General features: G+C 70.9%; 14 protein-coding genes. 13 read left to right on the forward strand and 1 reads right to left on the reverse strand.

The features are described 5' to 3' along the window. Positions 1 to 67: 67 nt before the first annotated feature. The 7 genes from aroC to nusB all read left to right on the forward strand — a co-directional run bounded on the left by aroC (position 68) and on the right by nusB (position 6,159). Positions 68 to 1,252, forward strand: a complete 1,185-nt coding sequence (gene aroC, locus ACGFZQ_RS22125) for a chorismate synthase (RefSeq protein ID WP_393841725.1) — start codon at positions 68 to 70, stop codon at positions 1,250 to 1,252. Beyond that, a complete protein-coding gene (locus ACGFZQ_RS22130; protein WP_393841726.1) occupies positions 1,249 to 1,767 on the forward strand; it encodes a shikimate kinase in 519 nt (172 codons plus the stop codon). Before aroC ends, ACGFZQ_RS22130 begins: the two co-directional genes overlap by 4 nt. Next, entirely contained in the window at positions 1,764 to 2,855 is a 1,092-nt protein-coding gene (gene aroB / locus ACGFZQ_RS22135; protein ID WP_351735634.1) for a 3-dehydroquinate synthase, read from the forward strand. The genes ACGFZQ_RS22130 and aroB overlap by 4 nt, the downstream gene beginning before the upstream one ends. A gap of 142 nt (positions 2,856 to 2,997) precedes the next feature. Then, positions 2,998 to 3,834 (forward strand): Pro-rich N-terminal domain-containing protein, encoded by an 837-nt coding sequence (locus ACGFZQ_RS22140; RefSeq protein ID WP_393841727.1) that lies wholly within the window; start codon positions 2,998 to 3,000, stop codon positions 3,832 to 3,834. A 173-nt stretch (positions 3,835 to 4,007) separates the two neighbouring features. Then, entirely contained in the window at positions 4,008 to 5,114 is a 1,107-nt protein-coding gene (locus ACGFZQ_RS22145; RefSeq protein WP_393841728.1) for a M24 family metallopeptidase, read from the forward strand. A gap of 44 nt (positions 5,115 to 5,158) precedes the next feature. Then, the gene (gene efp, locus ACGFZQ_RS22150) at positions 5,159 to 5,725 is read left to right on the forward strand and encodes an elongation factor P (RefSeq protein WP_351707161.1); all 567 of its coding nucleotides are present in this window, start codon (positions 5,159 to 5,161) and stop codon (positions 5,723 to 5,725) included. 2 nt (positions 5,726 to 5,727) lie between these two features. After that, positions 5,728 to 6,159 (forward strand): transcription antitermination factor NusB, encoded by a 432-nt coding sequence (gene nusB / locus ACGFZQ_RS22155; RefSeq protein ID WP_351707158.1) that lies wholly within the window; start codon positions 5,728 to 5,730, stop codon positions 6,157 to 6,159. A 286-nt stretch (positions 6,160 to 6,445) separates the two neighbouring features. On the opposite strand, the gene bldD is transcribed toward nusB, so the two are convergent. After that, positions 6,446 to 6,949, reverse strand: a complete 504-nt coding sequence (gene bldD / locus ACGFZQ_RS22160; protein WP_351704518.1) for a transcriptional regulator BldD — start codon at positions 6,947 to 6,949, stop codon at positions 6,446 to 6,448. Positions 6,950 to 7,201: 252 nt separating this feature from the next. On the opposite strand from bldD, the gene pyrR reads away from it, so the two are divergent. The 6 genes from pyrR (at position 7,202) to carB (ending at position 15,156) form a co-directional block, all read left to right on the forward strand. Further along, the gene (gene pyrR / locus ACGFZQ_RS22165; protein WP_393841729.1) at positions 7,202 to 7,777 is read left to right on the forward strand and encodes a bifunctional pyr operon transcriptional regulator/uracil phosphoribosyltransferase PyrR; all 576 of its coding nucleotides are present in this window, start codon (positions 7,202 to 7,204) and stop codon (positions 7,775 to 7,777) included. 85 nt (positions 7,778 to 7,862) lie between these two features. Then, entirely contained in the window at positions 7,863 to 8,843 is a 981-nt protein-coding gene (locus ACGFZQ_RS22170; RefSeq protein ID WP_393841730.1) for an aspartate carbamoyltransferase catalytic subunit, read from the forward strand. Between the two features lie 5 nt (positions 8,844 to 8,848). Next, positions 8,849 to 10,135 (forward strand): dihydroorotase, encoded by a 1,287-nt coding sequence (locus ACGFZQ_RS22175; protein ID WP_351735626.1) that lies wholly within the window; start codon positions 8,849 to 8,851, stop codon positions 10,133 to 10,135. Further along, a complete protein-coding gene (locus ACGFZQ_RS22180; RefSeq protein WP_393841731.1) occupies positions 10,132 to 10,701 on the forward strand; it encodes a hypothetical protein in 570 nt (189 codons plus the stop codon). Before ACGFZQ_RS22175 ends, ACGFZQ_RS22180 begins: the two co-directional genes overlap by 4 nt. Beyond that, the gene (gene carA / locus ACGFZQ_RS22185) at positions 10,698 to 11,855 is read left to right on the forward strand and encodes a glutamine-hydrolyzing carbamoyl-phosphate synthase small subunit (protein ID WP_393841732.1); all 1,158 of its coding nucleotides are present in this window, start codon (positions 10,698 to 10,700) and stop codon (positions 11,853 to 11,855) included. The genes ACGFZQ_RS22180 and carA overlap by 4 nt, the downstream gene beginning before the upstream one ends. Further along, positions 11,848 to 15,156: a carbamoyl-phosphate synthase large subunit gene (gene carB / locus ACGFZQ_RS22190; protein ID WP_393841733.1), complete on the forward strand. Its 3,309-nt coding sequence runs from the start codon at positions 11,848 to 11,850 to the stop codon at positions 15,154 to 15,156. Before carA ends, carB begins: the two co-directional genes overlap by 8 nt. Positions 15,157 to 15,290 lie beyond the last annotated feature (134 nt).

Below are 15,290 nucleotides of genomic sequence, written 5' to 3' on the forward strand. Positions count from 1 at the left end.
GCCGTCGCCGTACGCGAGGACGCGCGTACGCAGGGCAGTACCGGGGCGCGAGCACTGAGGAGCATCGTTGAGCAGGCTGCGTTGGCTGACCGCGGGGGAGTCCCATGGTCCCGCACTTGTCGCGACGCTGGAGGGCCTTCCCGCCGGCGTGCCGATCACGACCGAGATGGTCGCGGACCATCTGGCCCGGCGGCGGCTCGGTTACGGACGCGGTGCGCGCATGAAGTTCGAGCAGGACCAGGTCACCTTCCTGGGGGGCGTCCGGCACGGTCTCACGCTCGGTTCCCCGGTCGCCATCATGGTGGGCAACAGCGAGTGGCCCAAGTGGGAGCAGGTCATGGCGGCCGATCCGGTCGACCCCGAGATCCTCGCCGGGCTCGCCCGCAACGCCCCGCTGACCCGCCCGCGTCCCGGCCACGCCGACCTGGCCGGCATGCAGAAGTACGGCTTCGACGAGGCCCGGCCGATCCTGGAGCGCGCCTCCGCGCGGGAGACCGCGGCCCGGGTGGCGCTCGGCGCGGTGGCCCGGTCGTACCTGAAGGAGACGGCCGGCATCGAGATCGTCTCGCACGTCGTCGAACTCTGCTCCGTGAAGGCCCCCAAGGGTGTGTACCCCACCCCGGCCGACGTCGAGAAGCTGGACGCCGACCCGCTGCGCTGCCTGGACGCCGACGCCTCGAAGGCGATGGTCGCGGAGGTCGACCAGGCCCACAAGGACGGTGACACCCTCGGCGGTGTCGTCGAGGTCCTGGCCTACGGCGTGCCGGTCGGCCTCGGCTCGCACGTGCACTGGGACCGCAAGCTGGACGCCCGCCTGGCCGGTGCGCTGATGGGCATCCAGGCGATCAAGGGCGTCGAGATCGGCGACGGATTCGAACTGGCGCGGGTGCCCGGCTCCCAGGCGCACGACGAGATCGTCGGCACCGACGAGGGCATCCGGCGCGTCTCCGGCCACGCCGGCGGCACCGAGGGCGGCCTGTCCACCGGTGAGCTGCTGCGGGTCCGGGCGGCGATGAAGCCGATCGCGACCGTGCCGCGCGCCCTGCGGACCGTGGACGTGTCCACCGGCGAGGCCACCCAGGCCCACCACCAGCGCTCCGACGTCTCCGCCGTGCCGGCCGCGGGCGTCGTCGCCGAGGCGATGGTCGCGCTCGTCCTCGCGGACGCGGTCGCGGAGAAGTTCGGCGGTGACTCGGTGTCCGAGACCCGTCGTAACGTCCGGTCGTTCCTCGAGAACCTGGCCATCCGATGAGCGGCGCACCGATGGTGGTGCTGGTCGGACCGATGGGCGTCGGCAAGTCCACGGTCGGGCAGCTGCTCGCCGAGCGGCTCGGCGTCGGCTTCCGGGACACCGACGAGGACATCGTCGCCGCCGAGGGCCGCGCCATCGCCGACATCTTCGTGGCCGAGGGCGAGCCGGTCTTCCGGGAGGTCGAGAAGCGGGCCGTGGAAGTGGCGCTGGCAGACCACGAGGGCGTCCTCGCGCTCGGCGGCGGCGCGATCCTCGACGCGGACACGCGCGCGCTGCTCGCCGGCCGGCGGGTGGTCTACCTCTCGATGGACGTCGAGGAGGCCGTCAAGCGCACCGGCCTGAACGCGGCCCGGCCGCTGCTCGCCATCAACCCGCGCAGGCAGTGGCGCGAGCTGATGGACGCACGGCGGCACCTGTACGAGGAGGTCGCCTCGGCCGTCGTCGCGACCGACGGGCGTACGCCCGAAGAGGTCACCCAAGCAGCGCTGGACGCACTGGAGTTGAAGGAAGCATGAGCGAGGCAGTCACCCGGATCCAGGTCGGCGGCACGGCGGGCACCGAGCCGTACGAGGTCCTGGTGGGCCGTCAACTGCTCGGCGAACTGGGCGGGTTGATCGGCGACCGGGTCAAGCGGGTCGCGGTGATCCACCCCGAGGCGCTCGCCGAGACCGGCGACGCGCTCCGCGCGGACCTGGCCGGGCAGGGCTACGAGGCCGTCGCCATCCAGGTGCCCAACGCGGAGGAGGCCAAGACCGCCGAGGTCGCCGCCTACTGCTGGAAGGCGCTCGGCCAGTCCGGGTTCACCCGCTCCGACGTCATCGTCGGCGTGGGCGGCGGGGCGACGACGGACCTGGCCGGTTTCGTGGCCGCCACCTGGCTGCGCGGGGTCCGCTGGATCGCCGTCCCGACCACCGTCCTCGCCATGGTCGACGCGGCGGTCGGCGGCAAGACCGGCATCAACACCGCCGAGGGCAAGAACCTGGTGGGCGCCTTCCACCCGCCGGCGGGTGTGCTCTGCGACCTCGCCGCGCTGGACTCCCTCCCGGTCAACGACTACGTCTCCGGGCTCGCCGAGGTCATCAAGGCCGGCTTCATCGCCGACCCGGCGATCCTGGAGCTCATCGAGTCCGACCCGGAGGCCGCACGCACCCCGGCCGGCCCGCACACGGCCGAGCTGATCGAGCGCTCCATCCGGGTCAAGGCCGAGGTCGTCTCCTCCGACCTCAGGGAGTCGGGCCTGCGGGAGATCCTCAACTACGGCCACACGCTCGGCCACGCCATCGAGAAGAACGAGCGCTACAAGTGGCGGCACGGCGCGGCGGTCGCCGTCGGCATGCACTTCGCCGCCGAGCTGGGCCGGCTGGCCGGGCGCCTGGACGACGCGACGGCGGATCGGCACCGCACGGTCCTGGAGTCGGTCGGCCTCCCGCTGCACTACCGCTACGACCAGTGGCCCAAGCTCGTCGAGACGATGAAGGTCGACAAGAAGTCCCGCGGCGACCTGCTGCGCTTCATCGTCCTGGACGGCCTCGCCAAGCCGACCGTCCTGGAGGGCCCGGACCCGGCCGTGCTGCTCGCCGCCTACGGCGAGGTCGGACAGTAAGTCCGCCGCTGTTCCTTCCGCCCGATTCGCCTCCCGGCACGGGCACTTCGTACCGCCCCCGGCCGTTTCACCAAACGACGACCGGGGGCGGTACCGTTCGGTAACGAGCGCAGCCGCACATGACGAGACGGAGTGGCACCGGATGCAGCACGCAGTGGGATCTCCGCTGCCGCCGCCCCATCAGCCGGGGCAGGGACCGACCGGCTGGCCGCCGGCCGCACACCACCCGGGAGCGCCGCAGGGCCCCGCACCCGTGCCGCCGCCACCGGCCGCGCCCCCGCAACCGCCGGTTCCGCCGCCTCCCCCCCTGCCCTCGGCCCCGCCGCCCCCCGACACCACGGGACATGTCCCGCTGCCGCCGGGCGCCCCGGTCGGCATCCCCACCGCACCCCCGGCCGCGACCACCGCGCCCGACCCGACCACCACCACCCTGGCCGTCCTCCTCATAGGTCCGGCGGGCGCGGGCAAGACGAGCGTCGCCAAGTACTGGGCCGACCACCGCCGGGTCCCCACGGCCCACATCAGCCTCGACGACGTCCGCGAATGGGTCCGTTCCGGCTTCGCCGACCCCCAGTCCGGCTGGAACGACAACTCCGAGGCCCAGTACCGCCTGGCCCGCCGCACCTGCGGCTTCGCCGCGCGCAACTTCCTGGCCAACGGGATCTCGTGCATCCTCGACGACGCGGTCTTCCCGGACCGCCCGGTCGTCGGCCTCGGCGGCTGGAAGCGCCACGTCGGCCCCGGCCTCCTCCCGGTCGTCCTCCTCCCGGGCCTCGACATCGTCCTGGAGCGCAACGCCGAACGCACGGGCAACCGCCGCCTCGCCGACGAGGAGGTGGCCCGCATCCACGGCCGCATGGCGGGCTGGTACGGCTCGGGCCTCCCGATCATCGACAACTCCCAGCTGGACGTGGTGAGCACGGCCCGCGTGCTGGACGAGGTCCTGGCCCGGGCGATAGCGAGCCCCCCGAGCTGGTAGGCGGGGGGTGACAGCAGCTCCCTGCTTCGAGGGGCGCGGGGCTGTGTCGATGTGCGGCTCCGCCGCGTGGGCGCGACCAACCCCCACCAACCCGCACCCCACAACGGCGCCCAACCACCCCACTCGGCCCCCCTCAACCGGCACAAATCGCCCACGACTCCTACGCTCGACTCATGTCAGACGTGTACGCGGCCCGCCGAACCAGGCTGAGGGAACGATGCAACGCGGCCGGCTGCCAGTCCGCGCTCGTCTCACGCCCCGCCAACGTGAGATACCTCGCCGGCGCCGCCCCCGCCGGCTCCGTCCTGCTGCTCGGCAAGCGCGAGGACCTCCTCGTCAGCCCCGGCCCCCAGGACGACCGCCCCACCGAGGCCCGCCCCGACGACTCCCTTCGGCAGCACCTCCTCGAAGGACCCGGCGGTGACCCCGCCGTGGCCGCCGCCGACCTCGCCGCCGCCCAGGACGCCGACGCCCTCGCCGTCGAGGAGCACCACCTCACGGTGACCCGGCACCGCGCCCTCTCCTCGGTCGCCCCCCACCTCCGCCTAACCGACCTCGGCGGCGCCGTCGAGCAGCTCAGGGTCGTGAAGGACGAGGAGGAGATCTCCTGCCTCCGGATCGGTGCCGAGATCGCCGACCAGGCCCTCGGCGAGCTGCTGGAGTCGATCCTCGTCGGCCGCACCGAACGGCATCTCGCCCTGGAGCTGGAGCGCCGCCTGGTCGACCACGGCGCCGACGGCCCGGCCTTCCCCACCTCCGTGGCGACCGGACCGAACGCCGGCCGCCGCGGCCACCGCCCCACCGACCGGCGGGTCGAGGAGGGCGACTTTCTCTCCGTCTGCCTCGGCGCCACCTACCGCGGCTACCGCTGCGAGATCGGGCGTACCTTCGTCATCGGCACCTCGCCCGCCGACTGGCAGATCGAGCTCTACGACCTCGTCTTCGCCGCTCAGCGGGCCGGCCGGGAGAGCCTCGTACCCGGGGCCGCCTACCGCGACGTGGACCGCGCCGCCCGCCAGGTGCTGGACTCCGCGGGCTACGCCGAGGGGCTCCAGCCCCTCACCGGACACGGCGTCGGACTCGAAATCGACGAGGACCCGCAGCTCGCTCCGTCGTCCATGGGTAAACTGGACGCTTGCGTGCCGGTCACCGTCGAACCGGGGGTCCACCTCCCGGGCCGGGGCGGTGTCCGGATCGATGACACGCTCGTCGTACGCCCTGAGGCGGACGGCGGACCCGAGCTACTCACCATCACGACCAAGGAACTGCTCGCGCTGTAGCGCGTGACCCGGGGTCGTACGTCAGTCCAGGAGATTCCGCAACCGTGGCTTCCACGAACGACCTCAAGAACGGCCTGGTGCTCAAGCTCGACGGGGGCCAGCTCTGGTCCGTCGTCGAGTTCCAGCACGTCAAGCCCGGCAAGGGCCCGGCCTTCGTGCGCACCAAGCTGAAGAACGTGCTGTCCGGCAAGGTGGTCGACAAGACCTTCAACGCCGGCGTCAAGGTCGAGACGGCCAACGTCGACAAGCGCGACATGCAGTTCTCGTACATGGACGGCGACTACTTCGTCTTCATGGACATGGACACGTACGACCAGCTGCACATCGACCGCAAGACCGTCGGTGACGTCGCGAACTTCCTGATCGAGGGCTTCGAGGCCATGGTCGCGCAGAACGAGGGCCAGGTGCTCTACGTCGAGCTGCCCGCCGCCGTCGAGCTGACCATCGCCGAGACCGAGCCGGGCGTCCAGGGCGACCGCTCCACCGGCGGCACCAAGCCCGCCAAGCTGGAGACCGGCTACGAGATCCAGGTCCCGCTCTTCATCACCTCCGGTGAGAAGATCAAGGTCGACACCCGCACCGGCGACTACCTCGGCCGGGTGAACAGCTAACCGTGGCTGCCCGCAACACGGCCCGCAAGCGCGCCTTCCAGATCCTCTTCGAGGGCGACCAGCGCGGGGCCGACGTCCTGACCGTTCTCGCGGACTGGATCAGGCTCTCCCGGGACGACACCCGGCAGCCGCCGGTGAGCGAGTACACGATGCAGCTGGTCGAGGGCTACGCGGAGCACGTGCGTCGGATCGACGAGCTGATCGCCCAGTACGCCGTCGGCTGGACCCTCGACCGGATGCCGGTCGTCGACCGCAACATCCTGCGCCTCGGGGCGTACGAGCTGATCTGGGTCGACGAGACCCCGGACGCGGTCGTCCTCGACGAGATGGTGCAGCTGGCGAAGGAGTTCTCGACCGACGAGTCGCCGTCGTTCGTGAACGGACTGCTGGGACGGCTGAAGGAGCTGAAGCCGTCGCTGCGCCGGGAGGCGTGAGCCGGTAAACGCCGGAGGGCCTGCAGCACGCGCCTGCTGCGGGCCCTCCGGCGTCTGTGTGCCCAATGGGGTGGGTGGTGCGCTTGTAGGGCGGCTGCGGGCCGTGTGGGGCCTGTCGCGCCCACGCGGCGGAGCCGTATATCGATACAGCCCCGCGCCCCTGGGCCGGTAGGCAGCTCTCCACGTCCAAAGCTCGGCCCCGTGATGCGAAGAGTGCCGCCGAGCCGACCGGAACCATCGGGTTCCGGCCAGTCCGGCGGCACGTTTCTGCTCAGGCGTAGTGGGGTCAGGCGTCCTCGTGGGTGGCGACCGCGCGGCGGGCGTCCGCGTCCAGGACTCCCCAGCTGATCAGCTGCTCGGTGAGGACCGAGGGGGACTGGTCGTAGATGACGGCCAGTGTGCGCAGGTCGTCCTGGCGGATCGACAGCACCTTGCCGTTGTAGTCACCGCGCTGGGACTGGATCGTCGCCGCGTAGCGCTGCAGCGGGCCCGCCTTCTCGGCCGGCACGTTGGCCAGCCGCTCCAGGTCCAGGACCAGCTTCGGCGGGGGCTCGGCGGCGCCGCCAGGGGTGGTGCCCGGCAGCAGCTCCTGCACCGGAACGCCGTAGAAATCCGCCAGCTCGGCAAGGCGCTGCACGGTCACGGCACGGTCGCCGCGCTCGTACGAACCGACCACCACGGCCTTCCAGCGCCCCTGGGACTTCTCCTCGACACCGTGGAGGGAAAGGCCCTGCTGGGTGCGGATGGCCCGGAGCTTGGCCCCGAGCTGTTTGGCGTATTCGCTGGACATATGGCTCCCCGGACACTGTGTCGACGCGGCCGGCCTTGGTCCCGCCGCGCGGCTGGTAACTCACTGTGAGGTTACGCAGCGTTACTCTCTCGCGTCAAGCCGAATGGTCCGCACCGACTCTTCCGTGGCAGCGACGACCGGTTAGGCCAAGGGGGTGATCGGGGGCCTCTCCGGCACCTGATACGGTGGATGGCGCAAATCCGACGTCCTTTAAGGTCCGTCCCGTGAGGCGGAGAAGGGGGTCCGTTTCGTATGGACAAGCAGGTAAAGCCCGACCTTCAGGCATCCGACGCCCGGCCCGTTCTCGAAGGGCCCGACATCGCGCGGGTGCTGACCCGCATCGCCCACGAGATCGTCGAGCGCGCCAAGGGCGCCGACGACGTGGTGCTCCTCGGCATTCCGACCCGCGGTGTCTTCCTCGCCCGGCGGCTCGCCGCCAAGCTGGAGGAGATCACCGATCGCAAGGTGCCCGTCGGTTCCCTCGACATCACCATGTACCGCGACGACCTGCGCATGCACCCGCCGCGTGCGCTGGCCCGCACCGAGATCCCCGGTGACGGCATCGACGGGGGACTGGTCGTCCTCGTCGACGACGTGCTCTTCTCCGGCCGCACCATCCGCGCCGCCCTCGACGCCCTGAACGACATCGGGCGCCCGCGCGCGGTGCAGCTCGCGGTCCTCGTCGACCGCGGTCACCGTGAACTGCCCATCCGGGCCGACTATGTCGGCAAGAACCTCCCCACGTCGCTGCGGGAGACGGTCAAGGTCCTGCTCACCGAGGAGGACGGTCGCGACACCGTGCTGCTCGGTGTGAAGCCGACCCCGTAGCAAGCCCAGGGGCCCGCACCGCGCCGGTGCGCCCACGCTTGCCCGCAATCTCCCGATATGTGAACTGCCTTACGGAGCCTGACAGATGCAGCGTCATCTCATCTCGGCCGCCGACCTCACCCGCGACGACGCCGTCCTGATCCTCGACACCGCCGAGGAGATGGCCCGGGTCGCCGACCGGCCGATCAAGAAACTGCCGACCCTGCGCGGCCGCACCGTGGTCAACCTCTTCTTCGAGGACTCGACCCGGACCCGGATCTCCTTCGAGGCCGCCGAGAAGCGGCTGTCGGCGGACGTCATCAACTTCACCGCCAAGGGGTCGAGCGTCTCCAAGGGCGAGTCCCTGAAGGACACCGCCCAGACCCTGGAGGCGATGGGCGTCGACGCCGTCGTCATCCGGCACGGCGCCTCCGGAGCCCCTTACCGCCTCGCCACCTCCGGCTGGATCGACGCCGCCGTGATCAACGCCGGCGACGGCACCCACCAGCACCCCACCCAGGCCCTCCTGGACGCCTTCACCATGCGCCGCCGGCTCGTCGGCCGGGACGCCGGGATAGGGCAGGACCTGGCCGGCAAGCGCATCACGATCGTCGGCGACGTCCTGCACAGCCGGGTCGCCCGCTCCAACGTCGATCTGCTGCACACCCTGGGCGCCGAGCTCACCCTGGTCGCCCCGCCCACCCTGGTGCCGGTCGGCGTCGGGAACTGGCCCTGCGAGGTGTCGTACGACCTCGACGCCGTCCTCCCCAAGTCCGACGCGGTGATGATGCTGCGCGTCCAGCGCGAGCGCATGAACGCCGCGTTCTTCCCGACCGAGCGCGAGTACTCGCGGCGGTACGGCCTCGACGGCGACCGCATGGCGCGGATGCCCGAGCACGCCATCGTGATGCACCCCGGCCCGATGGTCCGCGGCATGGAGATCACCGCCGAGGTCGCCGACTCCGACCGCTGCACCGTCGTCGAGCAGGTCGCAAACGGAGTCTCCATCCGGATGGCCGTTCTGTACCTCCTGCTCGGCGGCAACGAACCCGCCGTCAGCCACGCCCGCACCATCGAGGAGAAGTAACACCCATGAGCAAGATCCTGATCCGTGGTGCGAAGGTGCTCGGCGGTGAGCCGCAGGACGTCCTGATCGACGGCGAGGTCATCGAGGCGGTGGGCAGCGGGCTGTCCGCCGAGGGCGCCGAGGTCGTGGAGGCCACCGGAAAGGTGCTGCTGCCGGGCCTGGTCGACCTGCACACGCATCTGCGCGAGCCCGGGCGCGAGGACTCCGAGACCGTGCTTACCGGCACCCGCGCGGCCGCCACCGGCGGCTACACGGCCGTGTTCGCCATGGCCAACACCTTCCCGGTCGCCGACACCGCCGGTGTCGTCGAGCAGGTCTACCGGCTCGGCCAGGAGCACGGCTACTGCGATGTGCAGCCCATCGGCGCCGTCACCGTCGGCCTGGAGGGCAGGAAGCTCGCCGAGCTGGGGGCCATGCACGAATCGGCCGCCGGGGTCACCGTCTTCTCCGACGACGGCAAGTGCGTCGACGACGCCGTGATCATGCGCCGCGCGCTGGAGTACGTGAAGGCCTTCGGCGGGGTCGTCGCCCAGCACGCGCAGGAGCCGCGGCTGACCGAGGGCGCCGAGATGAACGAGGGCGTGGTCTCCGCCGAGCTGGGCCTGGGCGGCTGGCCGGCGGTGGCCGAGGAATCGATCATCGCCCGGGACGTCCTGCTCGCCGAGCACGTCGGCTCCCGCGTCCACATCTGCCACCTCTCGACCGCGGGGTCCGTCGAGATCGTGCGCTGGGCCAAGTCCCGGGGCATCGACGTCACCGCCGAGGTCACCCCGCACCACCTGCTCCTCACCGACGAGCTGGTGCGCTCGTACAACCCGGTCTACAAGGTCAACCCGCCGCTGCGCACCGAGCGCGATGTGATGGCCCTGCGCGAGGCCCTCGCCGACGGCACCATCGACATCGTCGCCACCGACCACGCCCCGCACCCGCACGAGGACAAGGACTGCGAGTGGGCCGCGGCCGCCATGGGGATGGTGGGCCTGGAGACCGCGTTGTCGGTGGTCCAGGAGACCATGGTGGACACGGGCCTGCTGACCTGGGCCGGCGTCGCCGACCGGATGTCCGTCAAGCCCGCGCGGATCGGTCAGGCCGCCGGTCACGGCCGTCCCGTCTCGGCAGGTGAGCCCGCCAACCTCACGCTCGTCGACACGGAATACCGTGGCGAGGTGGACCCCGCGGGCTTCGCCTCGCGCAGCCGCAACACCCCGTACGAGGGACGCGAGCTGCCGGGCCGTGTCACCCACACGTGGCTGCGGGGCAAGGCGACGCTCGTGGACGGGAAGCTGACGTGACACCTCTGATCCTGCTGGCCGACGACAAGAAGTCGGCCGCGGTCACCGACTGGTCCGCCCGCATCGGCTGGCTGGTCGGCCTCGCCCTGTTCGTCGCGCTCGTCTACTGGCTGATGCGCGAGGGCTGGAAGTGGCGCGGCACCCTCCAAGGCGACCTGCCGGAGCTCCCCACCGCGCCGGACCACCTCGGTGAAGCCAGACTGACGATGAGCGGCCGCTACCACGGCTCCACCACCGCCGGGCAGTGGCTGGACCGCATCGTGGCCCGCGGCCTCGGCTCCCGCAGCCGGGTCGAGCTCACCCTGACCGACGCGGGTCTGGACGTCGTACGCCCCGGGGCGACCGACTTCTTCATCCCCGCCGACGCACTCCGTGAAGCCCTGCTCGGCAAGGGCATCGCGGGCAAGGTCCTCACCGAGGGCGGACTGCTCGTGGTGACCTGGCAGCACGGCGACCGGCTGATCGACTCCGGATTCCGCTCCGACCAGGCGGCCGAGCACACCGAGTGGGTCGACACCCTCAACTCCATGATCAAGACACCCAGCACGGAAGGCGCCGAACGATGACGACCTCCACAAGGGGAGCCGGCAAGGTTCCCGCGGTACTCGTCCTGGAGGACGGCCGGATCTTCCGCGGCCGCGCCTACGGGGCCGTGGGGGAGACCTTCGGCGAGGCCGTGTTCTCCACCGGCATGACCGGCTACCAGGAGACCCTCACCGACCCCTCGTACGACCGCCAGATCGTGGTCGCCACCGCCCCGCAGATCGGCAACACGGGGTGGAACGACGAGGACGACGAGTCCAGCCGCATCTGGGTCTCCGGCTACGTCGTGCGCGACCCCTCGCGCGTGCCCTCCAACTGGCGTGCCAAGCGGTCCCTGGACGACGAGCTGGTCGCGCAGGGCGTGGTCGGCATCTCCGGGATCGACACCCGCGCCCTCACCCGCCACCTCCGTGAGCGCGGCTCGATGCGCTCCGGCATCTTCTCGGGCGAGGCGGTCGCCGCCGATTCCGAGCTCCTCGCGCGCGTGCAGGCCCAGCCGCACATGAAGGGCGCCTCGCTGTACGAGGAGGTCGCCACCCAGGAGGCGTACGTCGTCCCGGCGATCGGGGAGAAGCGATTCACCGTCGCCGCCATCGACCTCGGCATCAAGGGCATGACCCCGCAGCGCATGGCCGAGCGCGGCATCGAGGTACATGTGCTGCCCGCGACCGCCACCGTGGACGACGTCTACGCCGTCTCCCCGGACGGCGTGTTCTTCTCCAACGGCCCCGGCGACCCGGCCACGGCCGACGGCCCGGTGGCCCTGATGACCGCCGTCCTGGAGCGGAAGACCCCCCTGTTCGGCATCTGCTTCGGCAACCAGATCCTCGGCCGCGCGCTCGGCTTCGGCACCTACAAGCTGAAGTACGGCCACCGGGGCATCAACCAGCCGGTCCAGGACCGTACGACCGGCAAGGTCGAGGTCACCGCGCACAACCACGGCTTCGCCGTGGACGCCCCGCTCGACCAGGTCAGCGAGACGAGGTTCGGCCGCGTCGAGGTCTCGCACGTCTGCCTGAACGACAACGTCGTGGAGGGGCTGCAGCTGCTCGACCAGCCCGCCTTCTCCGTCCAGTACCACCCCGAAGCGGCAGCCGGCCCGCACGACGCCGCCTACCTGTTCGACCGCTTCACGTCTTTGATGGACACAGTCCTGATGGAGGGCCAGCGTGCCTAAGCGCACCGATATCCAGTCCGTCCTGGTCATCGGCTCCGGCCCGATCGTCATCGGCCAGGCCGCCGAGTTCGACTACTCCGGCACCCAGGCCTGCCGCGTCCTGCGGGCCGAGGGCCTCAGGGTCATCCTGGTCAACTCCAACCCGGCGACGATCATGACCGACCCGGAGATCGCCGACGCGACCTATGTCGAGCCGATCACCCCCGAGTTCGTCGAGAAGATCATCGCCAAGGAGCGCCCCGACGCCCTGCTGCCCACCCTGGGCGGCCAGACCGCGCTCAACACCGCGATCTCGCTGGCCGAGAACGGCGTCCTCGCCAAGTACGGCGTCGAGCTGATCGGCGCCAACGTCGAAGCCATCAACAAGGGCGAGGACCGCGACCTCTTCAAGGGCGTCGTGGAGGCCGTGCGCGCCAAGATCGGGCACGGTGAGTCCGCCCGGTCGGTGATCTGCCACTCCATGGACGAGGTGCTCGCGGGAGTGGACGAGCTGGGCGGCTACCCCGTCGTCGTCCGCCCCTCCTTCACCATGGGCGGTGCCGGCTCCGGCTTCGCGCACGACGAGGGGGAACTGCGCCGGATCGCCGGCCAGGGCCTGACCCTGTCGCCCACCACCGAGGTGCTCCTGGAGGAGTCCATCCTCGGCTGGAAGGAGTACGAGCTGGAGCTGATGCGCGACAAGCACGACAACGTCGTGGTCGTCTGCTCCATCGAGAACTTCGACCCCATGGGCGTGCACACCGGTGACTCGATCACCGTGGCCCCGTCGATGACGCTGACCGACCGCGAGTACCAGATCCTGCGGGACATCGGCATCGCCGTGATCCGCGAGGTCGGTGTCGACACCGGCGGCTGCAACATCCAGTTCGCGGTGAACCCCGAGGACGGCCGGGTCATCGTCATCGAGATGAACCCGCGCGTCTCGCGGTCCTCGGCACTCGCCTCCAAGGCGACCGGCTTCCCGATCGCGAAGATCGCGGCGAAGCTGGCGGTCGGCTACACCCTCGACGAGATCCCGAACGACATCACCCAGGAGACCCCGGCCTCCTTCGAGCCCACGCTCGACTACGTGGTCGTCAAGGCCCCGCGTTTCGCGTTCGAGAAGTTCCCGCAGGCCGACTCCACGCTGACCACGACCATGAAGTCGGTCGGCGAGGCGATGGCCATCGGCCGCAACTTCCCCGAGGCCTTCCAGAAGGCGCTGCGCTCGCTGGAGAAGAAGGGCAGCCAGTTCACCTTCGTCGGCGAGCCCGGCGACAAGGAGACCCTGCTGCGCGAGGCGGTACGGCCCACCGACGGCCGGATCAACACCGTCATGCAGGCCATCCGCGCGGGCGCCACGCCCGAGGAGGTCTTCGAGTTCACGAAGATCGACCCGTGGTTCGTCGACCAGTTGTTCCTGATCAAGGAGATCGCCGACGAGCTGGCGGCCGCCGCCGAACTCACCCCCGACCTGCTCGCCGAGGCCAAGCGGCACGGCTTCTCCGACCAGCAGATCGGCGAGATCCGCGGCCTGCGCGAGGACGTCGTCCGCGAGGTCCGGCACGCGCTCGGTGTCCGTCCGGTCTACAAGACGGTCGACACCTGCGCGGCCGAGTTCGCCGCGAGGACGCCGTACTTCTACTCCTCCTACGACGAGGAGACCGAGGTCGCCCGGCGCGAGAAGCCGGCCGTCATCATCCTGGGCTCCGGCCCCAACCGCATCGGCCAGGGCATCGAGTTCGACTACTCCTGCGTGCACGCGTCCTTCGCGCTGTCGGACGCCGGGTACGAGACCGTGATGGTCAACTGCAACCCGGAGACCGTCTCCACCGACTACGACACCTCCGACCGGCTGTACTTCGAGCCGCTCACCCTGGAGGACGTCCTGGAGATCGTCCACGCCGAGCAGCAGGCCGGTCCGGTCGCCGGTGTGGTGGTGCAGCTCGGCGGGCAGACGCCGCTGGGCCTGTCGCAGGCGCTGAAGGACAACGGCGTGCCGATCGTCGGCACGTCCCCCGAGGCCATCCACGCGGCCGAGGACCGGGGCGCCTTCGGGCGGGTCCTCGCGGAGGCGGGCCTGCCCGCCCCCAAGCACGGCACCGCCACCGAGTTCGCCGAGGCAAAGGCCATCGCCGACGAGATCGGCTACCCGGTACTCGTCCGGCCGTCGTACGTCCTCGGCGGCCGGGGCATGGAGATCGTCTACGACGAGACCCGCCTCGCCGCCTACATCGCCGAGTCCACCGAGATCAGCCCCTCCCGGCCGGTGCTCGTCGACCGGTTCCTGGACGACGCGATCGAGATCGACGTCGACGCCCTCTACGACGGCCAGGAGCTGTACCTCGGCGGCGTCATGGAGCACATCGAGGAGGCCGGTATCCACTCCGGCGACTCGGCGTGCGCCCTGCCGCCGATCACGCTGGGCGGCTTCGACATCAAGCGCCTGCGGGCTTCGACGGAGGCCATCGCCAAGGGCGTCGGCGTGCGCGGTCTGATCAACATCCAGTTCGCGATGGCCGGGGACATCCTCTACGTCCTCGAAGCCAACCCGCGCGCGTCCCGTACGGTCCCCTTCACCTCGAAGGCGACCGCGGTGCCGCTGGCCAAGGCCGCCGCCCGGATCTCGCTGGGCGCGACCGTCGCCGAGCTGCGCGCCGAGGGGCTGCTGCCGGCCCGTGGCGACGGTGGTGAGCTGCCGTTCGACGCGCCGATCTCCGTCAAGGAGGCGGTCATGCCGTGGTCGCGGTTCCGCGACATCCAGGGCCGGGGCGTCGACACGGTCCTCGGCCCGGAGATGCGCTCCACCGGCGAGGTCATGGGCATCGACTCCGTCTTCGGCACGGCGTACGCCAAGTCGCAGGCGGGGGCGTACGGGCCGCTGCCGACCAAGGGCCGCGCGTTCATCTCGGTCGCCAACCGCGACAAGCGCTCGATGATCTTCCCGGCGCGTGAACTGGTCGCCCACGGCTTCGAGCTGCTCGCCACCTCCGGCACGGCCGAGGTGCTCAAGCGCAACGGCATCAACGCGACCGTTGTGCGCAAGCAGTCGGACGGCGTCGGTCCGCAGGGCGAGAAGACGATCGTCCAGCTGATTCACGACGGCGAGGTCGACCTCATCGTCAACACCCCGTACGGCACCGGGGGTCGCCTGGACGGGTACGAGATCCGGACGGCCGCGGTGGCGCGGTCGGTGCCGTGTCTGACGACGGTGCAGGCGCTGGCGGCGGCCGTGCAGGGGATCGACGCGCTGAACCACGGGGACGTGGGGGTGCGGTCGCTCCAGGAGCATGCGGAGAGGTTGACGGCCGCGCGGGACTGACAGGCCGTACGTCGGCTGCGGGCCGGTTGTGGCTGGTCGCGCCCACGCGGCGGAGCCGCATATTGAGTACCGCCCCGCGCCCCTCAAGGGGCGCGCGTTGCCCAGCTGTCGATATGGGGGGCACCGTACGCCGG

The sequence above is a fragment of the Streptomyces sp. NPDC048254 genome (assembly GCF_043201895.1).
Taxonomy (GTDB): Bacteria; Actinomycetota; Actinomycetes; order Streptomycetales; family Streptomycetaceae; genus Streptomyces.

Bases quoted from the DNA above. Each gene is read 5' to 3' on its own strand.
- ACGFZQ_RS22130 (WP_393841726.1), top strand. From the start codon at position 1,249: ATGAGCGGCGCACCGATGGTGGTGCTGGTCGGACCGATGGGCGTCGGC.
- aroB (WP_351735634.1), top strand. From the start codon at position 1,764: ATGAGCGAGGCAGTCACCCGGATCCAGGTCGGCGGCACGGCGGGCACC.
- ACGFZQ_RS22140 (WP_393841727.1), top strand. From the start codon at position 2,998: ATGCAGCACGCAGTGGGATCTCCGCTGCCGCCGCCCCATCAGCCGGGG.
- ACGFZQ_RS22145 (WP_393841728.1), top strand. From the start codon at position 4,008: ATGTCAGACGTGTACGCGGCCCGCCGAACCAGGCTGAGGGAACGATGC.
- bldD (WP_351704518.1), bottom strand. From the start codon at position 6,949: ATGTCCAGCGAATACGCCAAACAGCTCGGGGCCAAGCTCCGGGCCATC.
- pyrR (WP_393841729.1), top strand. From the start codon at position 7,202: ATGGACAAGCAGGTAAAGCCCGACCTTCAGGCATCCGACGCCCGGCCC.
- ACGFZQ_RS22170 (WP_393841730.1), top strand. From the start codon at position 7,863: ATGCAGCGTCATCTCATCTCGGCCGCCGACCTCACCCGCGACGACGCC.
- ACGFZQ_RS22175 (WP_351735626.1), top strand. From the start codon at position 8,849: ATGAGCAAGATCCTGATCCGTGGTGCGAAGGTGCTCGGCGGTGAGCCG.
- carA (WP_393841732.1), top strand. From the start codon at position 10,698: ATGACGACCTCCACAAGGGGAGCCGGCAAGGTTCCCGCGGTACTCGTC.